The sequence below is a fragment of the Actinomadura sp. NBRC 104425 genome (assembly GCF_030269545.1).
In the GTDB taxonomy this organism is placed as follows: Bacteria; Actinomycetota; Actinomycetes; order Streptosporangiales; family Streptosporangiaceae; genus Spirillospora; species Spirillospora keratinilytica.
The window spans coordinates 512,119-535,694 of sequence record NZ_BSTN01000002.1 but is presented as its reverse complement, the minus strand read 5'-3'; the positions used below and the strand labels follow the sequence as shown (position 1 = coordinate 535,694).

Below are 23,576 nucleotides of genomic sequence, written 5' to 3'. Positions count from 1 at the left end.
GCGCCGGTCTGGTCAGCCGTGCTGCCGCGCCCCGGGGCGCTGGGCGGCGGGCAGCGCGCACGCGGCGGTGCCGCCCGGCATGCGGTGGCGGTTGGCGGCCACGAGCCGGTACACGCCGTGGGCGATCCACCGCACCGGCGGCACCCGCAGCACCGCGCCCACCGGCCGCCACGGCCCGCCCGCGTCCATCAGCAGCCGCGCGATGGCCTGCGCCCCGCCGCTCACCCGGCCCGCCCGGTCCACCCACAGGACCTCGTACTCGGCCCGCTCGGCGGTGGTGCCGAGCGCGTCCAGATCCGCGAACTGGAACGCGACGATCTGCGCGGACGTCGGGATACGGCGCTCGATGAACCGCACCGACGTGGTGCAGAATCCGCAGTCGCCGTCGTAGACCAGCACCGGCCGCTCGCGTCGTGTCATGCCCCCATCATCACCGATCGCGGGGCTCACGCCTGCGGCCAGGCGTCGGCCAGGATCTGCCGGGTCTCGCGCAGCAGCTGCGGCAGCACCCGGGTGCGCCCGACCACCGGCATGAAGTTGGTGTCGCCGCCCCAGCGCGGCACCACGTGCTGGTGCAGGTGCGCGGCGATGCCCGCCCCCGCGACCTGGCCGAGGTTCATGCCGACGTTGAAGCCGTGGGCGCCGCTGGCCTTGCGCAGCGCGGTCAGGGCGCTGCGGGTCAGCTCGGCCAGCTCGGTGTACTCGGCCGCGTCGAGCTCGGTGTAGTCGGCGACGTGCCGGTAGGGGACGACCATCAGGTGGCCGGAGTTGTACGGGTAGAGGTTGAGGACCGCGTACACCGACGCGCCGCGGGCCACGATCAGGCCCTCCTCGTCGGTCATCTTCGGTATCTCGCAGAACGGGCAGCCGTCCTCGGCCCCCGCGCCCGAAGGCTTGTTCTCGCCCTTGATGTAGGCCATGCGGTGCGGGGTCCACAGCCGCTGGAAGCTGTCCGGGACGCCCGCTCCGCCGCGTTCCTCCTCGACGACGGGCTCTTTCCCGGGGCTCTTCCCCGACTCGGGCGCGTCCTTGCGCGCCTCCTCCACCACGGGCTCCTCCGGCTCTACGCTCAAGGCGGCGCTCTCCTTATTGTCCACGGCCTGACCAGCAGCATAGAGAGGCAAGCCGGACGGCCTGAAGCCGGGGATGCCGGCCGGCCCGCCCCGCCGCGGCCCCGCGCGGGCAGCCGTTCGGCGTCCGCTTCGCGTGACGTGACAGGCGCGCCTACGCCACCATGGACTTCCTGTCAGAAAGGGTGGACCGATCGATGACCGATCTCGACAAGGGCCGCCCCGGGGAGGGCGGGGACGCGCCGCACCCGGAGGTCCGGTCCGCGCCCTTCTTCCCCGGCCTCGGCGGACGCGCCGGCGGCGTCCCCTCCTCGGCCGGGGTGCCGCTGAGCTCCCCGCCGCCGGTGCCGCCCCCGGCCTCCGGTTCACCCCCGGCGGCCCCCGCTCCGCCGCGTGCGGAGGCCGGGCGGCCGCCCGCGCCGGATTCCGGGCCCGCCGACCGGCCCGCGGGCGAGGACGCCCCGCCCTCCCCCGGCACGACCGCGACGGTGAAGGGCCGCGTGACGATCGAGGACGAGGTCGTCGAGAAGATCGCAAGGCTGGCCGCGCTGGAGGTCGGCGGGGTCGCCGGGCTGGCGGGCGGCCCGGAGCGGGCCGGCCGGCCGGGCACCCCCGGCGTGCGGATCCACCTGCGGGACAACGCGGTCACCCTGGACCTGGCCGTCGCGGTCGAGTACGGCAGCGTGATCATGGACGTGGCCAAGGCGGTCAAGGCGAACGTGGCGCGCGTCATCGGGCTGATGCTCGGCATGCGCGTGCTGGCCGTCAACGTGTCGGTCGAGGACGTGCGCGTGCCCGAGTGAGCCGCCGGTGTAGGCCACCCCGAGAGGGTCACCGGGGGATCACGCCGCGGGACGCGCGTAGCACGTCTGCGTGGACACTCCGACCGAGATCGTGGTGACCTTCACGTGCTCCACCTCGGCCGCCGGGACGCCGGTGAACTGGAACGTGTGCGGGACGCCGCTGCGGACCGTGGCCTGCTTGTCGGCGGTGTACCCGCTGCGCAGCGACACCTGCGCCCGCGCGAACCCGCTGGCCGACGCGTTCACCGTCACCTCCAGGCCGCCGTCGCCGGCGCGGTACACCGCGCTGCCCTCCGGGCACCAGGTGACGGTGGTGCCGGTCTGCTGCTCGGGGCTCGGCCCGGACTGCTGCCGCGGGGCGGACGGGCCCGTCCCGCCCTGCCGGGACGCGGTGGCCGTCGGCGTCGGCGTCGCCGCCGGGTCGGCCGCCGGGGCGGCGCCGTCCGACGGCGCCCGGCTCCCGGAGGCGGTGGCCTCGGGGGTCATCCGGTCGGCCGCCTCGCTGGACGCCGCCCCGCGCCCGCCGTCGAACAGCGGCATGAGCAGCACCACGACGGCCGCCACGGCCAGCACCACGGACCCGCCGTACCCGAGCACCCGGACCACGACCGGACGGTGCGCCGTCCCCGGCCGCCGCGTGGTTCTCATCGCGCCGTCTCCCGCTCGTCGAAACCGCCCGCTGAGGCTACCAACTTGCGCGCGCGGCGGGTGGCCGCTCGGAGACGGTCGCGCGGACGGCGGGTCAGCCGTCGTCGCGCAGGGCCCGGTCCATGCAGGCGAAGATCTCGGCGGCGGTGGGGTCTCCGGCGTCGCAGGTGCGGCAGTAGGTGACCGGGATGGCCGCCACGCCCGCGGTGTCGGGGTCCAGGGGGACGGCGGCGGTGATCTGGTCGTGTCCGCCGCAGCCGGGGCAGGCGGCGGGGGCGTCGGCCTGCGCGATGAGCCGGGCGACTTCCTCGATGTAGCGATCGTCCATGACGGGGGCGCCCCTTCGGATGGGCTTGCTTACGCAGAGTGTCTCGCGCCGAGGGGGCGCCGCGCGGGCAAACCGCGCAACGATCATGCGGCGGCCCGGGCACGGTGCGGGCCCGGGCCGCCGCGGCAGGGCCGGAGCGGGCCCGGTGCGGGCCCGGGTCAGATCTGGATGCGGGCCTCGACCGCCTTGACGATCTCCTCGACCGCCTCGTCGATCGGGACCCCGTTCTTCTGCTCCCCGCTGCGGTAGCGGAACGACACCGCGTCCTTGGACACGTCGTCGTCGCCCGCCAGCAGCATGTACGGCACCTTCTGCTTCTGCGCGTTGCGAATCTTCTTCTGCATCCGGTCGGCGGAGGCGTCGACCTCCACCCGGATGCCGCGCTCGCGCAGCCGCGCCGCGACCTTCTCCAGGTGCGGCACGTGGGCGTCGCCGATCGGGATGCCGACCACCTGCACCGGGGACAGCCACGGCGGCATGGCGCCGGCGTAGTGCTCCAGCAGCACGCCGAAGAACCGCTCGATCGACCCGAACAGCGCGCGGTGCAGCATGACCGGGCGCTGCCGCGAACCGTCGGCGGCCTGGTACTCCAGGTCGAACCGGTCGGGCTGGTTGAGGTCCACCTGGATGGTGGACAGCTGCCAGGTGCGGCCGATGGCGTCCTTGGCCTGCACGGAGATCTTCGGGCCGTAGAACGCCGCGCCGCCCGGGTCGTCCACCAGCTCCAGGCCGGAGTCGGCGGCGGCCTCGCGCAGCGCCGCGGTCGACTGCTCCCAGTACTCGTCGGAGCCGATGAACTTCTCCGAGTCGTCCCGGGTGGACAGCTCCAGGTAGAACTCGCTGAGGCCGAAGTCGCGCAGCAGGTCCAGCACGAACGCGAGCAGGTTCTTGATCTCGCCGACCATCTGCTCGCGGGTGCAGTAGATGTGCGCGTCGTCCTGGGTCATGCCGCGCACCCGGGTGAGGCCGTGCACCACGCCGGACTTCTCGTACCGGTAGACGTTGCCGAACTCGAACAGCCGCAGCGGCAGCTCCCGGTACGACCGCCCCCGCGCCCGGTAGATCAGGTTGTGCATGGGGCAGTTCATCGGCTTGAGGTAGTACTCGCCGCCGTCCACCTCCATGGCGGGGAACATGTCGTCCTTGTACCAGCCGAGGTGCCCGGAGGTCTCGAACAGGGCGCCCTTGGTGATGTGCGGGGTGTTGACGAACTCGTACCCGGCCTCCTCGTGGCGGCGCCGGGAGTAGTCCTCCATCACCTTGCGGACCACGCCGCCCTTGGGATGGAAGACGGCCAGGCCGCTGCCGATCTCGTTGGGGAAGGAGAACAGGTCCAGCTCGGCGCCGAGCTTGCGGTGGTCGCGCTTCTCGGCCTCCTCCAGGAACTTCAGGTACTCGTCCTGCCGCTCCCGGGACTCCCAGGCGGTGCCGTAGATGCGCTGCAGCTGCGGGTTCTTCTCGCTGCCGCGCCAGTACGCCCCGCCCGAGCGCATCAGCTTGAACGCGGGGATGGCCTTGGTGGTGGGCACGTGCGGGCCCCGGCACAGGTCCTTCCAGCGCAGCTCGCCGCTCCCCGCGTCGAGGTTGTCGTAGATGGTCAGCTGGCCGGCGCCCACCTCGACGTCCGCGCCGTCGTCCGAACCCGCGGCCCCCTTGAGGCCGATGAGCTCCAGCTTGTACGGCTCGTCGGCCAGCTCCCGGCGGGCCTGCTCGTCGCTGACGGGGCGGCGGCAGAACCGCTGCCCCTGCTTGACGATCTCGCGCATGCGCTTCTCGATGCGCTTGAGGTCGTCGGGGGTGAACGGCTCGGCGACGTCGAAGTCGTAGTAGAAGCCGTTCTCGACGGGCGGGCCGATGCCGAGGCGGGCCTCGGGGAACAGGTCCTGCACGGCCTGGGCGAGCACGTGCGCGGTGGAGTGGCGCATGATGGCGCGGCCGTCCGCGGAGCCGATCTCGACGGGCTCCACCACGGCGCCGTCGCTCAGTTCGTGGTCCAGGTCGCGCAGCTCGCCGTCCACCCGCGCGGCGATCACGGTCCGGCCGTCGGCCTGCAGGGCCTGCCCGGCGGTGGTTCCGGCCGGCACCACCCGCTCGTCGCCGTCGAGGGTGATGCGCAGTTCGGACACGGTGGACACGGATTCTCCTCGCGATGGTGGGACGGGATCGGCGGGTTTCGATGCTAGCGACTCGGCGGCCGCGTCGGACGCATCCGGCTCCATGGTCGGGCTCCTGTCGTCGGGTCGGGCGGGGCCCGGGAGGCGCCGGCGGCCCGGAACGCGGCAGGGCCCCGGGAGCACCTCCCGGGGCCCTGCCGCTTGCGATGTCTAAGGCATGCGGTCGTCGCGCCGGGAGTCGCCCGGCGTCGTCGTCAGTGCGCGGTTCGCGCCCGCCGCCGGCGGACGGGTCACCGCCTGTGACACGACCAGCATGGGCTCATGCTACCCGACGGCGCAGGTGGCCGCCCGGCGGTCGGCGGTCCCGTCAGGCCGGGGTGCGGCCGCGGCGCCCGGCGGTGAGGCCGTCCATGTCCTCCAGTTCGCGGCCCCTGGTCTCGGGGACGGCGCGGAACACGAACACCAGGGCCAGCACGGCGAACAGCGTGTAGAGGCCGTAGGCCAGGCCCAGGGACGCGCCGGACAGCCCGGGGAAGGTCGTGGTGATCACCCAGTTGGCGATCCACTGGGCGGCGGCGGCCACGGCCAGCGCCGCGGCGCGGATGAAGTTGTCGAACATCTCGCCGAGCATGACCCACACCACCGGGCCCCAGGACGCGGCGAACGAGAAGACGTAGAGGTTGGCGGCGGCCAGCGGGACCATGCCGGCGGGGCCGCCCAGCCGCGGTTCGCCGTCCACGACGGGCGCGGCGGCGAAGCAGAGCGTCAGGGTGCCCAGGGTGACCGCCATCCCGGCGGCGCCGGTCAGCAGCAGCGGGCGCCGGCCGACCCGGTCGACCAGCGCGATCGCCACCAGCGTGGCCGCCACGTTGACGGTCGAATTGATCACCGAGGTGAGCATGGCGTCGTTCTCGGTGAAGCCGACCGCCCGCCACAGCGAGTTCGAGTAGTAGAAGATCACGTTGATGCCGACGAACTGCTGGAAGACCGACAGCAGGATGCCCGTCCACACGATCGGCAGCAGGCCGAACCGGCGGCCGCGCAGGTCGCGCAGGCGGACGGGCCTGTCGGCGGCGATCGACCGGGCGATCTCGCCGATCCTGGTGTCGACGTCGCCGCGGCCCATCACCCTGGCCAGCACCTGCCGGGCGCTGCCGAGCCGGTGCTTTTTGACCAGGTAGCGGGGCGACTCGGGGATGGTGGTGGCGATCACCCCGTACAGCACGGCGGGCACGATGGCGCTGGCGAACATCCACCGCCAGGCGGTGCCGCCCCACGGGAACCGCCCGGACGCGCCGCCGTCCGACACCCGGGCGATGAGGTAGTCGGCCGCCAGCGCCGCGAAGATGCCCAGCACGATCGCCATCTGCTGCAGCGAGCCGAGCCTGCCGCGCAGCCGCGCGGGGGCGATCTCGGCGATGTAGGCGGGCGCGATGACGGACGCCGCGCCGATCGCCAGCCCGCCCACCACCCGCCAGAACGTCAGGTCGGCGGCGCCGACCGCCAGCGCCGAGCCCAGCGCGCCGGCGACGAACAGCGCCGCGGCCACCAGCATGGTGCGGACCCGGCCGATGCGGTCGGCCAGCGGCCCGGCGGACCAGGCGCCGGCCGCGCAGCCGAGCAGCGCCGACGACACCACCAGGCCCACCGCCACCGGGTTCAGGTGGAACTGGGAACGCAGCGCGTCGACGGCGCCGTTGACGACCGACGAGTCGTAGCCGAACAGGAAGCCGCCCAGCGCGGCCGCGCCCGCCAGCAGGACGGCGGTCGCGGCCGCGTGGGACGGCCCCGTCGCTTCGTGCGCGGCTTCGTGCGCGGCTTCGTGCGCGGCGTCGTCGGCCGGTCTTCCGCTGTCTCCTGCGGTCATGCGAGCGGATCTTCCCAGCGAGACGACTCCGATGCGGCGCGGCGCCAACGTCCCGGCCGGCCTGCCCTCACACGGCGGCCTGCGCCTCCGGCGGGTCGCCGGTGAGGCCCCGGCGGCGCAGCTCGGGCAGCACGCCCTCGCCGAACCAGTACGCCTCCTCCAGGTGGGGGTAGCCGGACAGGATGAACTCCTCGATGCCGAGCTGGGCGTACTGCTCGACCAGGTCGGCGACCTCGGTGTGGGAGCCGACCAGGGCGGTGCCCGCGCCGCTGCGCACCAGCCCGACGCCCGCCCACAGCCCGGGGTGGATCTCCAGGTCGCGGGGCGAGCCGCTCTTGCGGTACTTCTCGTGCAGCTGCACCATGCGCCGCTGGCCGACCGACTCGCTGGCGGCCAGGGTGCGCTGGGCCTGCTCGATGTGGGCGGGGTCCAAACGGTCCAGCAGGCGGCCGGCCTCGGCCCAGGCGGCCTCGGAGGTGTCGCGGCTGATGGTGTGCAGGCGGATGCCGAAGCGCAGCCGGCGCCCCTGCTCGGCGGCCAGCCCGCGGATCCAGGCGATCTTCTCGGCGACCTGGTCCGGCGGTTCGCCCCAGGTGAGGTAGACGTCCACGTGCCGGGCCGCGACCGGGCCCGCGGCCTGCGACGAGCCGCCGAAGTACAGCTGCGGCGGCGGCTGCGGCGGGCGCGCCACCAGGGCGCCCTCGACGTGGTAGTGCTCGCCCTTGAAGTCGAACGGCTCGCCGGTCCAGGCGCCGCGCACGATGGTCAGGAACTCGTCGGTGCGCGCGTAGCGTTCGCCGTGCGGCAGGTGGTCGCCGAAGCGGCGCTGCTCGGCCGACTCGCCGCCGGTGACGACGTTCAGCAGCAGGCGGCCGCGCGAGATGCGCTGGTAGGTGGCGGCCATCTGCGCGGCCAGCGTGGGCGAGACGAATCCGGGCCGGAACGCCACCAGGAACTTCAGCCGGGACGTCTCGCGCAGCAGCGCGGCGGTGACCAGCCAGGCGTCCTCGCACCAGGTGCCGGTCGGGGTGAGCACGGCCTCGAAGCCGAGCTGCTCGGCCGACCGGGCGATCTGCGCCAGGTAGTCGATGTCCGGCGGGCGGACCTGGTCGGCGGTGCCGGGGCGGGGCTGCGGCCGCCCCACCCCGCGCGGGATGCCGTGGCCGCCGCCGACCAGGGCGCGGCTGTCGCCGGTGGTGGGCAGGAACCAGTGGAAGCGCAGCGTCATCGCGGTGTCCTCGTCGCTCGCGGTGCGGGGGTCACGGTGCGGGGGTCACGGTGCGGGGGTCACTTGGCCTGGATGTCGATGTCGTTGAAGCGGCGGTCGACGAAGTCGGCCATCTCGACCCGGCCGGGGATCAGCTTCTGGTCGGCGAAGGCGTCGGCGATCTGCTGTTCGTTGCGCACCAGCGTGTCGTCGACCTGGATGAGCCGGGCGGCGCGGCGTTCGGCGGCCTTCTCGGCGATGGCGACCGGCAGGCCGGTGTCCTTGGCCCACACCGCGCCCCACTCCTTGACGTGGTCGTTGGCCCACAGCAGGGCGCGCCGCTGCCGGGCGAGGTAGTCGCGCAGCGCGGCCGCCTTCGCCTTGTCGGAGAGGGCGCGGTCGGCGGCGACGATCGCCTGGTAGCCGGTGGTGTAGCCGCGGGCGTCGACGAGGATCCGGGCGCCGGCCTGGGCCTCGCCCTGGGCGGTGTAGGGGTCCCAGATCGCCCAGGCGTCGATCTTGCCGGAGCTGAGCGCGGCCAGCGCGTCGGGCGGCGCCAGGTACTGCGGCTGGATGTCGGCGAAGGTCAGCCCGGCCCGCTTCAGCACGGTCAGCAGGTGGTAGTGGGACGAGCTGCCCTTGGCGACGGCGATCCGCTTGCCCTCGAGCTCGGCGGGGGTGCGGATGGGCGAGTCCTTCGGCACCAGCACGGCCTGCCCGGTGAGCCCGATGTCGGCGGCGGCGATGATCTTGATCTTGGAGCCGGCCGCCGCGGCGAACACCGGCGGAGTGTTGCCGACCGCGCCGACGTCCAGCGCCCCGGCGTTGACCGCCTCCAGCAGCGGCGGCCCGGAGGTGAACTGCTTCCACTCGATCCGGTACTTGACGCCGTCGAGCTCCCCGGCGGCGCCGAGCAGGGCGCGCTGGCCGCCCTTCTGGTCGCCGACGCGCAGCGTGACCTTGGACAGGTCGACCGAGCCGTCCGCGCCGACCGCCGCCCCGTCGCCGTCCGTCCCGCCGCCGCAGCCCGCCGCCACGGCCAGGGCGGTCGCGGTGAGCAGGGACGCCAGCAGTGTGCTGAGCCGGTTCATGCGGTTCCTTCCTCGGGGGTGACGCCGAGCTGGGCGAGCAGCGCGGCGCGCAGCGCGGTGAGGTCGGGGTGGTCGCGGCGGCGGGGGCGGTCCAGGCCGACGCGGGACTCGTGGGCGATGGCGCCGCCGTCCAGCACCAGGACGCGGTCGGCGAGCAGCAGCGCCTCGTCCACGTCGTGGGTGACCAGCAGGATGCCGGGGCGGTGCCGCTCCCACAGGTCCGAGACGAGCCGGTGCATGGTGATGCGGGTGAGCGCGTCCAGGGCGCTGAACGGCTCGTCGAGCAGCAGCAGGTCGGGTTCGCGCACCAGGGCGCGGGCCAGGGAGGCGCGCTGGGCCTCGCCGCCGGACAGGGTGAGCGGCCAGGCGTCGCCGCGTTCGGTCAGGCCGACCTCGGCGAGCGCCCGGTCGGCGGCGGCGCGCGGGTCCGGGCCCCGCAGGCCGAGCGTGACGTTGGCCCGCACCCGCTTCCACGGGACCAGGCGCGGCTCCTGGAAGGCCACGGCCACGGTGCCGTCGACCGACAGCTCGCCGCCGGTGTCGCGGTCCAGGCCGGCCAGGGCGCGCAGCAGGGTGGACTTGCCCGAGCCGCTGCGGCCGAGCAGGGCGACGAACTCGCCGCGGTCGATGTCGAGGTCGGCGCCGTCCAGGACGGCGCGTTCGCCGAACCTCCTGGTCAGGCCGCGCACCCGCACGACCGGCCGGGCGGCCGCCGCGGCGGGCGGGTCGGTCCGCTCGGTCACACCGGGAAGCCCTTGCGCCATGTCAGCGCCCTCCTTTCCAGCAGCCGGACCAGCGCGTCGGTGAGCAGGCCGAGCGCCGCGTACACCACGAGCCCGAGCACCACCACGTCGGTGCGCAGGAACTCGCGGGCGTTGTTGATCATGAAGCCGAGGCCGGACGAGGCGTTGATCTGCTCGGCGACGATCAGCGCCAGCCAGGCGATGCCGAGGCTCTGCCGCAGCCCGACCAGCGCCTGGGGCAGCGCGCCGGGCAGCACGATGTGCCGGACCAGGCCCCACCGGCCGAGCCGCAGCACGTCCGCGACCTCGGCGAGCCTGCCGTCGACGCCGCGGATGCCGGAGAAGGTGTTGAGGTAGAGCGGGAACGCCACGCCGAGCGCGACCAGCGCCACCTTGGGCGTCTCGCCGATGCCGAACCACAGGATGAACAGCGGGATCAGCCCGAACAGCGGGAGCGCCCGCAGCATCTGCATCAGCGGGTCGACGGCGTGCTCGCCGAGGCGGCTGAGCCCGGCGAGGACCGCCAGGCCCACCCCGGCGGCCGCGCCGAGCAGGAAGCCGACGGCGGCGCGGCGCACCGACACCGAGATCGCGTCGGGCAGGGTGCCGTCGCGGATCAGGTCGAGGCCGGTGGAGGCGATGGTGGTGGGCGCGGGGAGCAGGCGTTCGGGCAGCAGCCCGGTGCCCGCGGCGGCCTGCCAGAGCACCAGCAGCACCAGGGGCGCGACGAGGCGGGCGAGCGCGGCCCGCTGCCGTCTGGCGAGGCCGGGGGCCGGGCGCGCGCGGCTCGGGGCGCGGGCGAGGGACGGCGGGCTGGACGCGGCGGACGTGGACCCGGAAGACGGTGACGCGGAAGACGGTGACGCGGAAGACGGTGACACGGGCGACGGTGACACGGAGGACGTTGACACGGCGGAACGGACCCTTCGCAGGCGGTCGCTTGCAGGGACTCGGTGTTCGGGGGACGCCGCGGCTGCGGGCGGCGGAAGGGCGTGCTCGGGCTTGCGCTCAGGCGGACCGACACAGGCTGCTCGCCTGCCGCCGGAGGTCGACGTGCAGGCGCGCCACGAGGGTTGCGGTGCGGCTCACGCGATCAAGACTGACCCAGATTTCCTATTAAGTCAATCAGGAATATATGGAAGCGAGCGGGCTGATACCCGGGGACCGGACGGCATCTCCCTCCTGCGGGTCACGCCCCGCCGCCGCGCAGCGCCTAGGCTCGGCGTCAAATGAACGTCTCCGTCCCTCCGCGGCACCTCGGCCTGTCCCTGCTGCGCGTCCTGCGCCCGGCGGTGAGCCGGGACACCGCCGAGCCGCCCGGCCTGCTGATGCCCGCGACGCCCTGGCTGCGCGCCGCGCTGCTGGCGCTGCTGTTCGCCATGACGGTCGGGTTCACCGGCGGTGCGATCGCCATTCCGCTCAACGTCTTCGAGCCGCGGCCGGCGCCGATGGTCGCCGCGGTGCTGGGGCTGCTGCAGGCGGCGCCGCTGCTGTTCGCGGTGCGCTGGCCGCTGCGGGCCTGGCGGGTGAGCGCGGCCGGCTTCCTGCTGGGCGCGTTCCTGCTGCAGGAGCGGTACTTCTGGCCGTGGCCGGTCACCTCGTGGCTGGCGTTCGTGGTGATCGTGTTCCTCACCGCGGTCGGGCACGAGCGCCGCGTCACCGCGGGGGTCGGGCTGATCAGCGTCGGCGGGCTGATCGTGCCGGCCGTGGTGATCGGGGCCATGCCCGACTGGTACGGCCTCATCCTGGCCGGCATCGTGGCGCTGGCGCTGGCCTTCGGCGATGCGATCCACGCCCGCTTCGTCGCCGAGCTGACCCTGCGCGAGCAGGCCGAGCTGCGGCGGCAGGACCTGGCCCGGCAGGCGGTGCTGGAGGAGCGCGCCCGCATCGCCCGCGAGCTGCACGACGTCGTCGCCCACCACATGTCGGTGATCGCGATGCAGGCGGAGGCCGCCCCCTACAAGATCCCGGACCTGCCGGAGGAGGCGCGCCGGACCTTCGCGGTGGTGCGCGACGCGGCGCGCGAGGCGCTGACCGAGACGCGGCGGGTGGTGGGGCTGCTGAGGTCCGACGGCGACGCCGCCGAGCGGACGCCGCGGCCGGGCCTGGACCGGCTCGACGACCTGGTCGCCGCGGCCCGCCGGTCCGGCCTGAAGGTCACCTCGGCGATCGTGGGCGTGCCGCGTCCGGTGCCCGCCGGGGTGGACCTGTCGGCGTACCGCATCGTCCAGGAGTCGCTGAGCAACGCGGCGCGCTACGCGCCCGGCTCGCAGGTGCGCATCGAGGTGCGCTACGGGAGCGACCTGCTGCGGCTGGCGGTCACCGACGACGGCCCGCGCGAGACGCCCGAGGAGTCGCACGGCGGCGGCCACGGCCTGGTCGGCATGCGCGAGCGCGTCGCGATGCTGGGCGGCACGCTGGAGGCGGGCCCGCACGAGGGGGGTGGCTGGTCGGTCGTCGCGGACCTGCCCTACGGCGCCCCGTAGCGGCCGCCGGCTCCGGAAACCGAGCATCGGCGGGCGAGGGCGGCCATAGGGTGCTGTCGTGACGATTCGGGTGCTGATCGCTGACGACCAGGTGATGATCCGCGACGGGCTGGCCGCGCTGCTGGCCTCCGATCCGCAGATCGAGGTGATCGGGCAGGCGGGCAACGGCCGGGAGGCGGTGGAGCTGGCCCGCGCCCTGGACCCCGACGTGGTGGTCATGGACATCCGGATGCCGGAGATGGACGGGCTGGCCGCCACCGCCGAACTGGTCGGCGGCCCGGTGCCGGCCGGCGCCGACCCGGCCGAGCAGCGCCCCAAGGTGCTGGTGCTGACCACCTTCGACCTGGACGAGTACGTCTACGAGGCGCTCGGCTCGGGGGCCAGCGGCTTCCTGCTCAAGGACGCCTCCGCCGCCGACCTGATCAACGGGGTGCGGGTGGTGGCGGGCGGGGACGCGCTGCTCGCCCCGTCGGTCACCCGCCGGCTGATCGGCGACTTCGCCCGGCGCCGCCGCCACCAGCGGCCCAACCCGGCGGCGGCCGCCGCGCTGACCCCGCGCGAGCTGGACGTGCTGCGGCTGATCGCGCGGGGCCTGTCCAACGCGGAGATCGCCGCCGAGCTGGTGCTGGCCGAGCAGACCGTCAAGACCCACGTCGGCCACGTGCTGACCAAGCTGTCGCTGCGCGACCGCACCCAGGCGGTCGTCTACGCCTACGAGAACGGCCTGGCGGGCTCCTGAGGCGCCCCGGCCCCGGGCGGGCCGGCCCCGGGCGGGCGCCCGCTCAGCGGGACGGGTCGAGGACGAGCTTGCCGGTGGTGCGGCGCGCCCGCAGGTCCTCGTGCGCGCGGCGGGCCTCCGACAGCCCGTACTCGCCGCCGTTGACGACCCGGATGCGGCCGTCGGCGGCCAGGGCGAACAGCTCGTCCAGCGCGGTGCGCATCAGGTCGCCGCGGGCCTGGAACACGTGCGCCAGCCACATCCCGGCGATGGTGGTCGAGTGCCGCAGCAGGTTGGCGGGCTTGACCGGCTTGGCGTCCTGCCGCGAGGCCATCCCGTAGTAGGCCAGGCGGCCGAAGGGGGCCAGCGCGGCCAGGCTCTGGTCGGTGACCGGGCCGCCGGTCATCTCCAGCACCACGTCCACGCGGTCGCCGCCGTTGGCGTCGATGAGCGCGGCCTTCAGGTCCGGCTCGGCCGGGTCCACGGCCGCGTCGGCGCCCAGCTCCAGCGCCAGCTCCCGCTTCTGCTTGGACGAGGCGGTGGCGATCACCCGTCCCGCGCCCCACGCCTTGGCCAGTTGCACCGCCAGCGTGCCGACCCCGCCCGCGGCGGCGTGCACCACGACCGACTCGCCCGGCTCCAGGTGGACGCTCTTGCGCAGCAGCACCCACGCCGTCGCGCCCTGGATGACCATGCCGAGGGCGGTCACGTCGTCGATGCCGTCGGGGACGTCCCAGGCCAGGGCCTCGGCCGCCACCGCCTTCTCGGCGTATCCGCCGGTGCCGGTGAGGGCGACGACCCGGCGGCCGCCGGGCGTGCGGCCGACGACCTCGCCGCCCGGCACCAGCGGCAGCGACGTGGCCGACAGGTAGCTGTTGTCGGCCTGGTGGGTGTCGGCGTAGTTGATCCCGGCCCGGGACACCTCCACCAGCACCTGGCCCGGCCCGGGCTCGGGGTCGGGCAGGTCGGTGAGGGTCAGCACCTCGGGGCCGCCGAACTCGGTGATCTGGATCGCGCGCATCGTGTTCCTCCTGCGTGGTCGGTGGCCCGCTCAGCGCGGACCGGGGACGCCGCGGAACCGGAACGGCCCGGGTTCGCGGCCGGGCACGACGTACCAGGCCTCGCCGGTCCCGTCGGCGGCCAGCAGCGCCATGAACGCCTCCACCACGTCGGCGACGTCCAGGATCGGGAAGCCGGTCTGCCGCAGGTGGTCCCGGAGCGGGCCGATGATGTCGGTGTCGGCGAACGACGGGCACAGCGCGTTGATCCGGATGCCCTCGGCGGCGTGGTTGGGGCCGAGGGCGCGGACCAGGCCGACCACCGCGGCCTTGTTGGCGCCGTAGACCGGGTCGAACGGCGTGGCGGTCAGGGCGGCCATGCTGGCGGTGGCGATGATGTTCCCGCCGCCGCGGGCGCGCAGCGCGGGCAGCGCGGCGTGCACCCCGTACACGACGCCGTCGACGTTGATCGCCATGGCGCGCCGGTACAGCTCGGGGTCGAAGTCGCCGTCCAGGCCGCAGCCGCTGGCCACGCCCGCGTTGAGGAAGGCCAGGTCCAGGCCGCCGAACCGGTCCGTCGCGGCGGCGACCGCGGCGCGGCTGTCGGCCGGCTCGCGCACGTCGCAGCGGACGAACACGGCGTCCAGCTCCGTGGCCAGCGCGGCGCCGTGCTCGGCGTCGACGTCGGCCAGCACCAGCCGGGCGCCCTCGGCGGCCAGCCGGCGGGCCACGGCCGCGCCGATGCCGTTGGCCCCGCCGGTGATCAGTGCCACGGTTCCGTCCAGGCCGGGCCGGCCCTGCGGGGCGCCCGGTGCGGCGCCTGCGGCGTCGTTCGGGGTCATGCGACGACTCCCCTCCACAACTGACTGACTCGTCAGTTACTCTAACCGAATGGACTTCGGTTTGAGCGAACGGGCCCGCGACCATCTCGCCCGGCTGCAGGACTTCATGGATGCCCACGTCTACCCGGCCGAACCCGTCTACGCGCAGCAGCGGCGCGAGCTGCGCGCCGCGGGCCGGGAGCACGCCCTTCCGCCGATCGTCGAAGAGCTCAAGGCCGAGGCGCGCCGGCGCGGCCTGTGGAACCTGTTCCTGCCCGCCCGGCACCCCGGCGGCCAGGAACCGCTGCACCCGCCGGTGTGCGAGGAGGAGACGCCCTCGCACGGCCTGAGCGTGGTCGACTACGCGTCCCTGGCCGAGGTCACCGGCCGCGTCCCGCACATCGCGCCCGAGGCGCTCAACTGCTCGGCGCCCGACACCGGCAACATGGAGGTGCTGCACCTGTTCGGCACCCCCGAGCAGAAGAAGCGCTGGCTGGTCCCGCTGCTCAACGGCGAGATCCGCAGCGCCTTCGCCATGACCGAGCCGGACGTGGCCAGCTCCGACGCCCGCAACATCTCCACCCGGATCGAGCGCGACGGCGACCACTACGTCATCAACGGCCGCAAGTGGTGGATCAGCGGCTCGGCCGACCCCCGCTGCAAGATCCTGATCGTGATGGGCAAGACCGACCCGGACGGGCCCGCGTACCGGCAGCAGTCCATGGTGCTGGTGCCGGTGGACACGCCCGGGGTGGAGATCGTCCGGTCGCTGCCCGTGTTCGGCTACTCCGACCAGGAGGGCCACTGCGAGATCCGCTTCACCGACGTGCGGGTGCCGGTGGAGAACCTGGTCGGCGAGGAGGGCGGCGGCTTCGCCATCGCGCAGGCCCGGCTCGGCCCCGGCCGCATCCACCACTGCATGCGCGCCCTGGGCATGGCCGAGCGGGCCCTGGAGCTGATGTGCGAGCGGGCGGTGTCGCGCGTGGCGTTCGGCAAGGAGCTGGCCCGGCAGGGCGTCATCCAGCAGTGGATCGCCGAGTCGCGGATGGCGATCGAGCAGGCCCGGCTGCTCACCCTCAAGACCGCCTGGCTGATCGACACCGAGGGCGTCCGGGCGGCCCGCTCGGAGGTCTCGGCGATCAAGGTGGTCGCGCCGCGCGTCGCGCTGGACGTGCTGGACAAGGCGATCCAGGTGCACGGCGGCGCGGGCGTCAGCGACGACACGCCGCTGGCGGCCATGTGGGCCGGGGCGCGCACGCTGCGCCTGGCCGACGGCCCCGACGAGGTGCACGTGCGGTCGGTGGCGCGCACCGAGCTGGGGAAGTACCTCGGCCGATGACGGACGGTACGGGGGACGCCGGGGACGCCGGGGACGCTGCGGCCGCTCCGGACGAGGGGCCGGAGGCGGCCGCCCTGGCGGCGGGCGCTGCGGCGGGCGCTGCGGCGGGCGCTGCGGCGGGCGCAGGGGCGGGCGCGCGGCGGCGGATGTCGCACGCCCGCCGCCGCGAGCAGCTGCTCGCGGCGGCCCTGGGCGAGTTCGGGCGGCGCGGCTACCACCTGACCCAGATGGACCACGTGGCGGCCGCCGCCCGGGTCTCCAAGGCGCTGCTCTACCAGCACTTCGGCTCCAAGGAGGAGCTGTTCGTCGAGGTGACCGAGATGATCGTCACCGAGCTGACGGGGCGGCTCAACGCGGCCGTGGCGCCCGCCCGCGAGAGCGTCGACAACATCGCCGCGATCGTGGGGGCGCTGTTCGACTACGCCACCGAGGAGCCGGACGCCTGGGCGCTGGTGATCCGGCACCTGGACAAGCCGGAGGTCGGGCCGGGCCTGCACGAGCTGCGCGAGCGGATGGGCACCGCGCTGGCCGACATCCTGCTGCGCCGCCGCCGCGCCGACCCCGCCCTGTCGCCCGCCGCGCTGGAGGTCAACGAGCGGCGGGCGCGGCTGCTGGTGCCGCTGATGTACGGGGCGATGCTGTCGATGGTGTCGTGGTGGCTGGAGCACCCCGACACGCCCCGCGAGCGGGCCGAGCGGATGGCGGTGGAGTTCATCTGGCTCGGCCTGGACCGGCTGCGCCACGGCGAGCGCCTGGACCGATCCAGGAAGGCCTGAGGCGCGGCGTCGGCGCCGGCGTCGGCGCAGCGTCGTCAGTGGAGCAGGGCCGCCAGGGCCTCGGCGGCGCGGTGGCAGTCGGCGAACGTGTTGTACAGCGGCGCCGGGGCCAGGCGCACCACGTCGGGCTCGCGGGCGTCGGCGATCACCCCGGCCTCGTCGGCCAGCCGGCGGACCAGGCCCGCGGCGTCGGCCACCCGGACCGACAGCTGGCAGCCGCGCCGGGCCGGGTCGGACGGCGTGACCACCTCCAGGCCGCCGATCCCGGCGAGCCGGCCGGCCAGGTAGCCGGTCAGCCGGCGGCTCTTGGCGCGCAGCGCGTCCATGCCGACCCGGTCGAAGATCCGCAGCGAGGCCAGCACGGGCGCCATCGCCAGGATCGGCGGGTTGGACAGCTGCCAGGCGTCGGCCGAGGCGACCGGCGCGAAGTCCGGCCGCATCGCAAAGCGGGTGGCCGGGTCGTTGCCCCACCAGCCGGACAGGCGCGGCAGCGCGGCGTTGCGGGCGTGGCGTTCGTGCACGAAGCAGCCCGCCACCGCGCCGGGCCCGCCGTTGAGGTACTTGTAGGAGCACCAGGCGGCGAAGTCGACGTCCCAGTCGTGCAGGCGCAGCGGGACGTTCCCGGCGGCGTGCGCCAGGTCCCAGCCGACGGCGGCGCCGGCGGCCCGGCCCGCCTTGGTGATCGTCGGGATGTCCATGAGCTGCCCGGTCAGGTAGTTGACGCCGCCGAGCAGGACCAGCGCGACCCGGTCGCCCTCGCGTTCCAGATGGCCGACGACGTCCTCGGTGCGCAGGTGCTGCTCGCCGGGGCGGGGGCGCAGCCGCACCACCGCCTCCGCCGGGTCGAGGCCGTGGTGCGCCGCCTGGCTGGCCACCGCGTAGGAGTCGGACGGGAACGCCGAGTCCTCGATCAGGATGCGGGTGCGGTCCCCGGCCGGCCGGTAGAAGGTGGCCATCATCAGGTGCAGGTTGACCGTCAGCGAGTTCATCGCGACGACCTCGTGCGGCAGCGCGCCGACCAGGCGGGCCGCGGGCTCGCGCAACAGCTCGTGGTAGGCGATCCAGGGGCGGCGCGCGCGGTGGTGGCCCTCGACGGCCAGCCGCGCCCAGTCCGCCAGCTCCTCGCCGACCAGCTCCGCGGCGGCGCGGGGCTGCAGGCCCAGGGAGTTGCCGGCGAAGTAGGCGGCCTCGCCGCCGTCCGGGGCGGCCGGGACGTGGAACTCGGCGCGCAGGGTCGGCAGCGGGTCGGTCTCGTCCAGCCGCCGCGCCTCGGCGGCGCCGGAATCCTCGGACGACAAAGACTGCATATGGGGCATTCTCGCTAGTTCGTGTTCTCGGGGGCGGTCGCGGGGTGGCGGGGCGCTGCCCGTCAGGGGGCGTCCAGGGCGAAGAAGGCGCGGGCGTTGCCGCCGAGCAGGGCGGCGCACTCGTCGTCGGTGAGCCCGGCGCAGGCGCGGATGGCCGCGCCGGGCTCCCCCTCGCCCAACGGGAAGGGGAAGTCGGTGCCGAGCATCACCCGGTCGGCGCCCATGACGTCCACCAGCAGCCGCAGCGCCCGCGGGTCGAACACGGCCGAGTCGACGTGGAAGCGGCCGGTGTAGGCCGAGGGCGGGCGGGGCGAGTCGCGGCGGACGATGTCGCGGTTGCGCCAGGCGTTGTCGGCGCGTCCCAGCAGGTAGGCGAAGCTGCCGCCGCCGTGGCAGAAGCACAGCCGCAGCGTTTCGGGCAGCCGATCGAACGCGCCGGACAGGATGAGCGTCAGGATCGACAGCTGCGTCTCGGCGGCCATGCCGACCAGCCACGGGAGCATGTAGCGGCCGTGCATGCGGTCGCCGCCGAGCATGTCCCAGGGGTGGACGAGGACGGGCACGCCCTCGGCGGCGCAGTGCGCCAGGAAGTCGACGATCGCCGCGTCGTCGAGGTACCGGGCGCCGACGTGGTTGCCGATGTGCACGCCGCGGTGCCCGGCCGCCGCCGCCTTGGTGACCATGGCGCAGGCCGTCTCGACGTCCTGCAGCGGCACCTGGCACAGGGGCACCAGGCGTCCGGGGGCCTGCGCGCAGAAGTCGAGGATGCGTTCGTTGACCAGCTCGCACCAGTCCGCCGCGCGCGCGGGCTCGGCGGCGTAGCCGAACATCAGCGGCGTGGACGACACCACCTGCACGTCCACCCCGGAACGGTCCATCGCGGCCAGGCGCGCGTCCGCGTCCCACAGCTCGGCGCGCACGGGGCGGTACTCGTCGCCGCCGCTCATCATCATCCCGGTGCCGTCGCCGTGCTCGCGCAGCCACGGCTCCCCCGCGCCCGCCAGCAGCCGGGCCTCGGCGCGCGACACGCGGGGGAAGACGTGGGCGTGGACGTCGATGACGCAGGGGGCGGACGTCGGCGCGTTCATCGGGTCCGGGGGCGCATGTGCTCGGGCCACTCCTTGCCGGGGTGGACGGCGCCGCAGTGGGGGCAGCGGCGGTCGCCGTCGTAGAAGCCCTGGAACACGGGGGGCAGGTCGTCCACGATCGACCGCACCTGCAGTTCGGCGCGGTGCACCAGGCGGTGGCACTCGGTGCAGTACCACTCGAACGCCTCGTGCAGCCCCTCGGGGCGGGCGATCTCCACGACCAGGCCGATGCTGCCCGGCTCGGGGCGCTGGGGCGAGTGGCGCACGTGCGGGGGCAGGAGGAACACCTCGCCCTCGCCGATCCGCACGTCGACCGGGGGCCGCCCTTCCTCCTCCATGACGCGCAGCACCATGGTGCCCTTGAGCTGGTAGAAGAACTCCTCGGTGGGGTCGTCGTGGAAGTCGGTGCGCTGGTTGGGGCCGCCGACGACCATGACGATCATCCCGGCGTCGTCCCAGACCTGGACGTTGCCGACCGGCGGCCTGAGCAGGTCGCGGTGGTCCTCGATCCAGCGGGCGAAGTCGAACGGGCGGCCGTGCGACAGTTTCGGCAGTGTCCTGGGCATGGTCATGTTCCGGCCTCCTCGTGGGGGCTGCGGTCCCGTCCGGGGTCGCCGTCCCGGACGGGGTCGGGGGCGCGGTCCCGGGGGATGTGGGCCACGCACGACATCTCGATGAGCAGGTGCGGATGCGGCAGCTGGTGCACCGCGACGGTGGTGCGGGCCGGGCCGGTCTGGTCGAAGTACTCGCCGTAGACCTCGTTGTACCCGCCGAAGTCGTTCATGTTCACCAGGTACGCGGTGACGCTGACCAGGTCGGACAGGTCTCCCCCGGCGGCGCGCAGCAGGTCGCGGACGTTCTCGATGACCGCCCGGGTCTGCTCCCTGATGTCCAGGTCGGTGACGCCCATGGCGTCGGCGCGCGCCCCGGCGAACGTGCCGTCGGGCCGCCGCGAGCTCGTCCCGGACACGAACACCAGGTCGCCCGCCCGCTTGAGGTGCGGGAACCGGCCGCGCGGCCGGGCCTTGCCGTCGACCAGGTACGCCTCGTTCACCGGGCGGTCACCTCCACGGCGCCCAGGCCCGCGCCGGTGACGCGGACGTGGGCGCCCCGGGCCAGCGGGACGGCGGCGGTGGCGGCCCCGGCGAGCACGATCCATCCCGGTTCCAGGACGATCCCCGACGCGGCGGCCAGGCGGGCCGCGGCGCGCAGCGACCGGACCGGGTCGCCCAGGATCGCCGCCGACGAGCCGGTCTGCGCGGGCCGCCCGTCGATCTCCAGCAGCAGCCCGATATTGGACACGTCGCGGGGCCGGTGCCAGGGCCCGACGCCGAACCGGGCGGCCGAGGCGTTGTCGGCGATCACGTCGGGCAGGGTGAAGGAGAAGCCCTCGTACCGGGAGTCGAGGATCTCGTAGCCGACCGCGACGGCGTCGACCGCGGCGTCCGCCTCGGCGGGCGAGCGGACCTCCCGGCCGATCAGGAAGACGATCTCCGGTTCGATCCGGGGGTGGATGAGCCGGGCGGCGTCCACGTCCGGCCCGGCCGCCATCGCGTCGGTGAGCAGGCCCCAGATCACGTCGTCGACGCCCATCTGGGCCATCTTGGCGCGGCTGGTGAAGCCCATCTTGACGCCGGCGGGCCGTTCGCCGCGGGCCCGGCGCCGCTCGACGACGGCGTGCTGGACGGCGTACGCGGTGGGCACGTCCAGTTCCACCGAGTCGGTGAGCCTCGGAATGGGCCGCACGTCGCGTTCGGCCGCCTCCAGCGCGTCGGCCAGCGCGTTCACATCGGTCACGACCCCTCCCCGGCGGACTCTTCGGCGGGCTGTTCGGCGGGCTCTTTCGCGAAGGCGACGCGGACGTCGCCGAGGCCGTCGATGCGGGCCTCCAGCACGTCCCCGGGCTCCGGGGGGACCATCGGGCCGAGCGCCCCGGTCAGCACGGTGTCGCCCGCGCGCAGCGGGCTGCCGAGGGCGACCATCGCGTCGGCCAGCCACAGCGCCGCGTTGAGCGGGTGGCCCAGGCAGGCGGCGCCGGTGCCGGTGGACACCTGCTCGCCGCGCCGCTCCAGCACCATGCCGCACAGCCGAAGGTCCACGTCCGCCAGCCGGACGGGCCGGTTGCCCAGCACGTACACGCCGGAGGAGGCGTTGTCGGCGACGGTGTCCTCGAGCGAGATGTCCCAGTCGCGGATGCGGCTGCCGGCGACCTCGATGGCCGGCAGCGCGAACGCGGTGGCGCGGATCAGGTCGGCGACGGTGTGCCGCTCGTGCGTCAGGTCGCGCTCCAGCACGAGCGCGACCTCGGCCTCGGCGCGGGGCTGCAGCACCGTCCCGGCCGGGATCTCCGCGCCGTCCGGCACGGCCATGTCGGCGAACAGCGCGCCGCAGTCGGGGCTGTCCACGCCGAGCTGCTCCTGCACGGCCCGCGACGTCAGGCCGATCTTGCGGCCGGTCAGGCGGCGGCCGGCGGCCAGCCACCGCTGGATGAGGCGGCGCTGCACGGCGTACGCGGCGTCGGGGCCGTCGATCAGGTCGCGGACGGGCTCGCACGGGGTGCCGGCGGCGTGGGCGGCGAGGATGCGGTCGGCGGCCTCCTGGACGCCGGCGGCGGTCTGGTGTGCGGTGCGGTGTGTCGTCTCGGTCACGGGTTCGCTCTCTAGATCTGCACGCAGACGTTCACGGGCTCGGAGAAGAAGTCCAGGGAGTACTCTCCCCCCTCGCGGCCGATCCCGGACGCCTTGACCCCGCCGAACGGGGTGCGCAGGTCGCGCAGGTTCCAGCAGTTCACCCAGACGATGCCCGCCTCGACGCGCGGCGCCACCCGGTGCGCCCGCGAAAGGTCGCTCGTCCACACGGTGGCGGCCAGGCCGTAGCGGCTGCCGTTGGCCAGGCGCAGCGCCTCCTCCTCGGTGTCGAACGGCGCGACGTGGCACACCGGCCCGAAGATCTCCTCGCGGACGGTCCGGGCCGTCTCGGGCAGCCCGGTCAGCACGGTCGGCTCGACGTAGAAGCCGCCGTCGCGCCGGTCGCCGAACACGGGGACGCCGCCGCCCGCCCGCACCGCGGCGCCCTCCTCCACCGCGAGCCGGTAGTACGACAGCACCTTGTCGCGGTGCGCGGCGGAGATCATCGGGCCGTAGCCGCGCAGCGCGCGGGCGCGTTCGGCGAGCGCGGCGGTGAACTCGGGGAAGACCGGGCGTTCGACGTAGACGCGCTCGGTGCACAGGCAGATCTGCCCGGAGTGGGTGAACGTCGAGCGGACCGTGCCGTCCAGGGCCTTGTCCAGGTCGGCGTCGGCGAAGACCAGCGCCGGGTTCTTGCCGCCCAGCTCGAACGAGACGGGCGTGACGTGCTCGGCGGCGCTGCGCATGATCGCCGCGCCGGTGGCCGACTCGCCGGTGAACGCGATCGCGTCCACGCCGGGGTGGCCGGCCAGGAACTCCCCCGCCGCGCCCGGGCCGTGCCCGTGCACGAGGTTGAACACCCCGTCCGGCAGCCCGGTCCCGTGGATCACGTCGGCCAGCAGCGTGGCGGTGGACGGCGTCAGCTCCGACGGCTTGGCCACCACCGCGTTGCCGGCGGCCAGCGCGGGCGCGACCTTCCAGGTGAGCAGCAGCAGCGGCAGGTTCCACGGGGAGATGACCGCGACCACGCCGAGCGGGCGGCGCACGGTGTAGTTGAGCGCCTCGCCGGTGCCGCCGCTCCAGCCCGGCACCCGCGTGGTGTAGGCGCGCTCGCTCCGCCCGTACAGCAGGTCGGCGTAGGCGCGGAAGTTGCCGACGGCGCGGGGGATGTCGACGGTGGCGGCCAGTTCGCGGGGCTTGCCGGTGTCGGCGGCCTCGGCGTCCGCGAACTCCTCGAACCGCGCCTCGATGCCGTCGGCGATCTCGCGCAGGACGGCGGCGCGGTCCTGCGGACAGGCGTCGCCCCAGGGGCCCCGGAGCGCCCGCCGGGCGGCGAGGACGGCCGCGTCGACCGTCTCGCGGGACGCCTCGGGCACCCGGCCCCGCTCGGTGCCGTCCACCGGGTCGATGAGCGGGAAGCCGCGCTCGCCGTCCCCGGTGAACGCGCCGCCGACGTAGTGCTCAGCCTTCACGGTGCTCAGCCTTCATGGTCATCCCTCGGACGGTTCCCCGTGCACGGGCCGGACGACTGCGATGATGCGCCCC

General features: G+C 74.6%; 25 protein-coding genes. 5 read left to right on the top strand and 20 right to left on the bottom strand.

Annotation, left to right across the window (positions count from 1 at the left end):
- Positions 1 to 12: 12 nt before the first annotated feature.
- Positions 13 to 420 (bottom strand): thiol-disulfide oxidoreductase DCC family protein, encoded by a 408-nt coding sequence (locus tag QSK22_RS05515; protein WP_285492845.1) that lies wholly within the window; start codon positions 418 to 420, stop codon positions 13 to 15.
- 26 nt (positions 421 to 446) lie between these two features.
- A complete protein-coding gene (locus QSK22_RS05510; RefSeq protein ID WP_285492844.1) occupies positions 447 to 1,073 on the bottom strand; it encodes an HIT family protein in 627 nt (208 codons plus the stop codon).
- 194 nt (positions 1,074 to 1,267) lie between these two features.
- Between QSK22_RS05510 and QSK22_RS05505 the strand changes: the two genes are divergently transcribed.
- On the top strand, positions 1,268 to 1,873 hold the full coding sequence (locus QSK22_RS05505) for an Asp23/Gls24 family envelope stress response protein (protein ID WP_285492843.1): 606 nt from the start codon (positions 1,268 to 1,270) through the stop codon (positions 1,871 to 1,873).
- A gap of 39 nt (positions 1,874 to 1,912) precedes the next feature.
- Here the strand turns inward: QSK22_RS05505 and QSK22_RS05500 are convergent, their stop codons facing one another.
- From QSK22_RS05500 to QSK22_RS33680, 9 genes are all read right to left on the bottom strand, one after another.
- Positions 1,913 to 2,521 carry a hypothetical protein gene (locus QSK22_RS05500; RefSeq protein WP_285492842.1) on the bottom strand — a complete coding sequence of 203 codons (609 nt, stop codon included), beginning with the start codon at positions 2,519 to 2,521 and terminating at the stop codon, positions 1,913 to 1,915.
- A 94-nt stretch (positions 2,522 to 2,615) separates the two neighbouring features.
- Positions 2,616 to 2,849 (bottom strand): hypothetical protein, encoded by a 234-nt coding sequence (locus QSK22_RS05495; protein WP_285492841.1) that lies wholly within the window; start codon positions 2,847 to 2,849, stop codon positions 2,616 to 2,618.
- A gap of 158 nt (positions 2,850 to 3,007) precedes the next feature.
- Positions 3,008 to 4,984, bottom strand: coding sequence for a threonine--tRNA ligase (gene thrS / locus QSK22_RS05490; RefSeq protein WP_285492840.1), 1,977 nt, complete (start codon positions 4,982 to 4,984; stop codon positions 3,008 to 3,010).
- A 346-nt stretch (positions 4,985 to 5,330) separates the two neighbouring features.
- Complete coding sequence (locus QSK22_RS05485) at positions 5,331 to 6,830, bottom strand: sugar porter family MFS transporter (RefSeq protein ID WP_285492839.1); 1,500 nt, start codon at positions 6,828 to 6,830, stop codon at positions 5,331 to 5,333.
- Positions 6,831 to 6,897: 67 nt separating this feature from the next.
- The gene (locus tag QSK22_RS05480; RefSeq protein WP_285492838.1) at positions 6,898 to 8,058 is read right to left on the bottom strand and encodes an LLM class flavin-dependent oxidoreductase; all 1,161 of its coding nucleotides are present in this window, start codon (positions 8,056 to 8,058) and stop codon (positions 6,898 to 6,900) included.
- Between the two features lie 59 nt (positions 8,059 to 8,117).
- The gene (locus tag QSK22_RS05475) at positions 8,118 to 9,128 is read right to left on the bottom strand and encodes an ABC transporter substrate-binding protein (RefSeq protein WP_285492837.1); all 1,011 of its coding nucleotides are present in this window, start codon (positions 9,126 to 9,128) and stop codon (positions 8,118 to 8,120) included.
- The gene (locus QSK22_RS05470) at positions 9,125 to 9,892 is read right to left on the bottom strand and encodes an ABC transporter ATP-binding protein (protein ID WP_285492836.1); all 768 of its coding nucleotides are present in this window, start codon (positions 9,890 to 9,892) and stop codon (positions 9,125 to 9,127) included. The genes QSK22_RS05475 and QSK22_RS05470 overlap by 4 nt, the downstream gene beginning before the upstream one ends.
- Positions 9,868 to 10,587 (bottom strand): ABC transporter permease, encoded by a 720-nt coding sequence (locus QSK22_RS05465; protein WP_285492835.1) that lies wholly within the window; start codon positions 10,585 to 10,587, stop codon positions 9,868 to 9,870. Before QSK22_RS05465 ends, QSK22_RS05470 begins: the two co-directional genes overlap by 25 nt.
- Before the next feature lie 292 nt (positions 10,588 to 10,879).
- Entirely contained in the window at positions 10,880 to 10,960 is an 81-nt protein-coding gene (locus QSK22_RS33680; protein ID WP_352231414.1) for a putative leader peptide, read from the bottom strand.
- Positions 10,961 to 11,100: 140 nt separating this feature from the next.
- Here QSK22_RS33680 and QSK22_RS05460 point away from each other — a divergent pair, with 140 nt between their 5' ends.
- Positions 11,101 to 12,357, top strand: coding sequence for a sensor histidine kinase (locus QSK22_RS05460; RefSeq protein ID WP_285492834.1), 1,257 nt, complete (start codon positions 11,101 to 11,103; stop codon positions 12,355 to 12,357).
- Between the two features lie 58 nt (positions 12,358 to 12,415).
- Positions 12,416 to 13,096, top strand: a complete 681-nt coding sequence (locus QSK22_RS05455; RefSeq protein ID WP_285492833.1) for a response regulator — start codon at positions 12,416 to 12,418, stop codon at positions 13,094 to 13,096.
- Positions 13,097 to 13,139: 43 nt separating this feature from the next.
- Here the strand turns inward: QSK22_RS05455 and QSK22_RS05450 are convergent, their stop codons facing one another.
- Positions 13,140 to 14,096 (bottom strand): quinone oxidoreductase family protein, encoded by a 957-nt coding sequence (locus QSK22_RS05450; RefSeq protein WP_285492832.1) that lies wholly within the window; start codon positions 14,094 to 14,096, stop codon positions 13,140 to 13,142.
- Between the two features lie 30 nt (positions 14,097 to 14,126).
- On the bottom strand, positions 14,127 to 14,915 hold the full coding sequence (locus QSK22_RS05445) for an SDR family oxidoreductase (RefSeq protein WP_285492831.1): 789 nt from the start codon (positions 14,913 to 14,915) through the stop codon (positions 14,127 to 14,129).
- A 49-nt stretch (positions 14,916 to 14,964) separates the two neighbouring features.
- Between QSK22_RS05445 and QSK22_RS05440 the strand changes: the two genes are divergently transcribed.
- Entirely contained in the window at positions 14,965 to 16,233 is a 1,269-nt protein-coding gene (locus QSK22_RS05440) for an acyl-CoA dehydrogenase family protein (protein ID WP_285492830.1), read from the top strand.
- A complete protein-coding gene (locus QSK22_RS05435) occupies positions 16,230 to 17,009 on the top strand; it encodes a TetR/AcrR family transcriptional regulator (protein WP_285492829.1) in 780 nt (259 codons plus the stop codon). Before QSK22_RS05440 ends, QSK22_RS05435 begins: the two co-directional genes overlap by 4 nt.
- Before the next feature lie 35 nt (positions 17,010 to 17,044).
- On the opposite strand, the gene kynU is transcribed toward QSK22_RS05435, so the two are convergent.
- The 7 genes from kynU to QSK22_RS05400 all read right to left on the bottom strand — a co-directional run bounded on the left by kynU (position 17,045) and on the right by QSK22_RS05400 (position 23,503).
- A complete protein-coding gene (kynU, locus tag QSK22_RS05430) occupies positions 17,045 to 18,316 on the bottom strand; it encodes a kynureninase (protein ID WP_285492828.1) in 1,272 nt (423 codons plus the stop codon).
- Between the two features lie 62 nt (positions 18,317 to 18,378).
- On the bottom strand, positions 18,379 to 19,404 hold the full coding sequence (locus QSK22_RS05425) for an amidohydrolase family protein (protein WP_285492827.1): 1,026 nt from the start codon (positions 19,402 to 19,404) through the stop codon (positions 18,379 to 18,381).
- The gene (locus QSK22_RS05420) at positions 19,401 to 19,976 is read right to left on the bottom strand and encodes a 3-hydroxyanthranilate 3,4-dioxygenase (protein ID WP_285492826.1); all 576 of its coding nucleotides are present in this window, start codon (positions 19,974 to 19,976) and stop codon (positions 19,401 to 19,403) included. Before QSK22_RS05420 ends, QSK22_RS05425 begins: the two co-directional genes overlap by 4 nt.
- A complete protein-coding gene (locus QSK22_RS05415; protein WP_285492825.1) occupies positions 19,973 to 20,458 on the bottom strand; it encodes a RidA family protein in 486 nt (161 codons plus the stop codon). Before QSK22_RS05415 ends, QSK22_RS05420 begins: the two co-directional genes overlap by 4 nt.
- Positions 20,455 to 21,201 carry a 2-keto-4-pentenoate hydratase gene (locus tag QSK22_RS05410; RefSeq protein ID WP_285492824.1) on the bottom strand — a complete coding sequence of 249 codons (747 nt, stop codon included), beginning with the start codon at positions 21,199 to 21,201 and terminating at the stop codon, positions 20,455 to 20,457. Before QSK22_RS05410 ends, QSK22_RS05415 begins: the two co-directional genes overlap by 4 nt.
- Positions 21,198 to 22,052 (bottom strand): 2-keto-4-pentenoate hydratase, encoded by an 855-nt coding sequence (locus tag QSK22_RS05405; protein ID WP_285492823.1) that lies wholly within the window; start codon positions 22,050 to 22,052, stop codon positions 21,198 to 21,200. The genes QSK22_RS05410 and QSK22_RS05405 overlap by 4 nt, the downstream gene beginning before the upstream one ends.
- Positions 22,053 to 22,063: 11 nt before the next feature.
- Positions 22,064 to 23,503: a 2-hydroxymuconic semialdehyde dehydrogenase gene (locus QSK22_RS05400; protein WP_285492822.1), complete on the bottom strand. Its 1,440-nt coding sequence runs from the start codon at positions 23,501 to 23,503 to the stop codon at positions 22,064 to 22,066.
- Between the last annotated feature and the right edge of the window lie 73 nt (positions 23,504 to 23,576).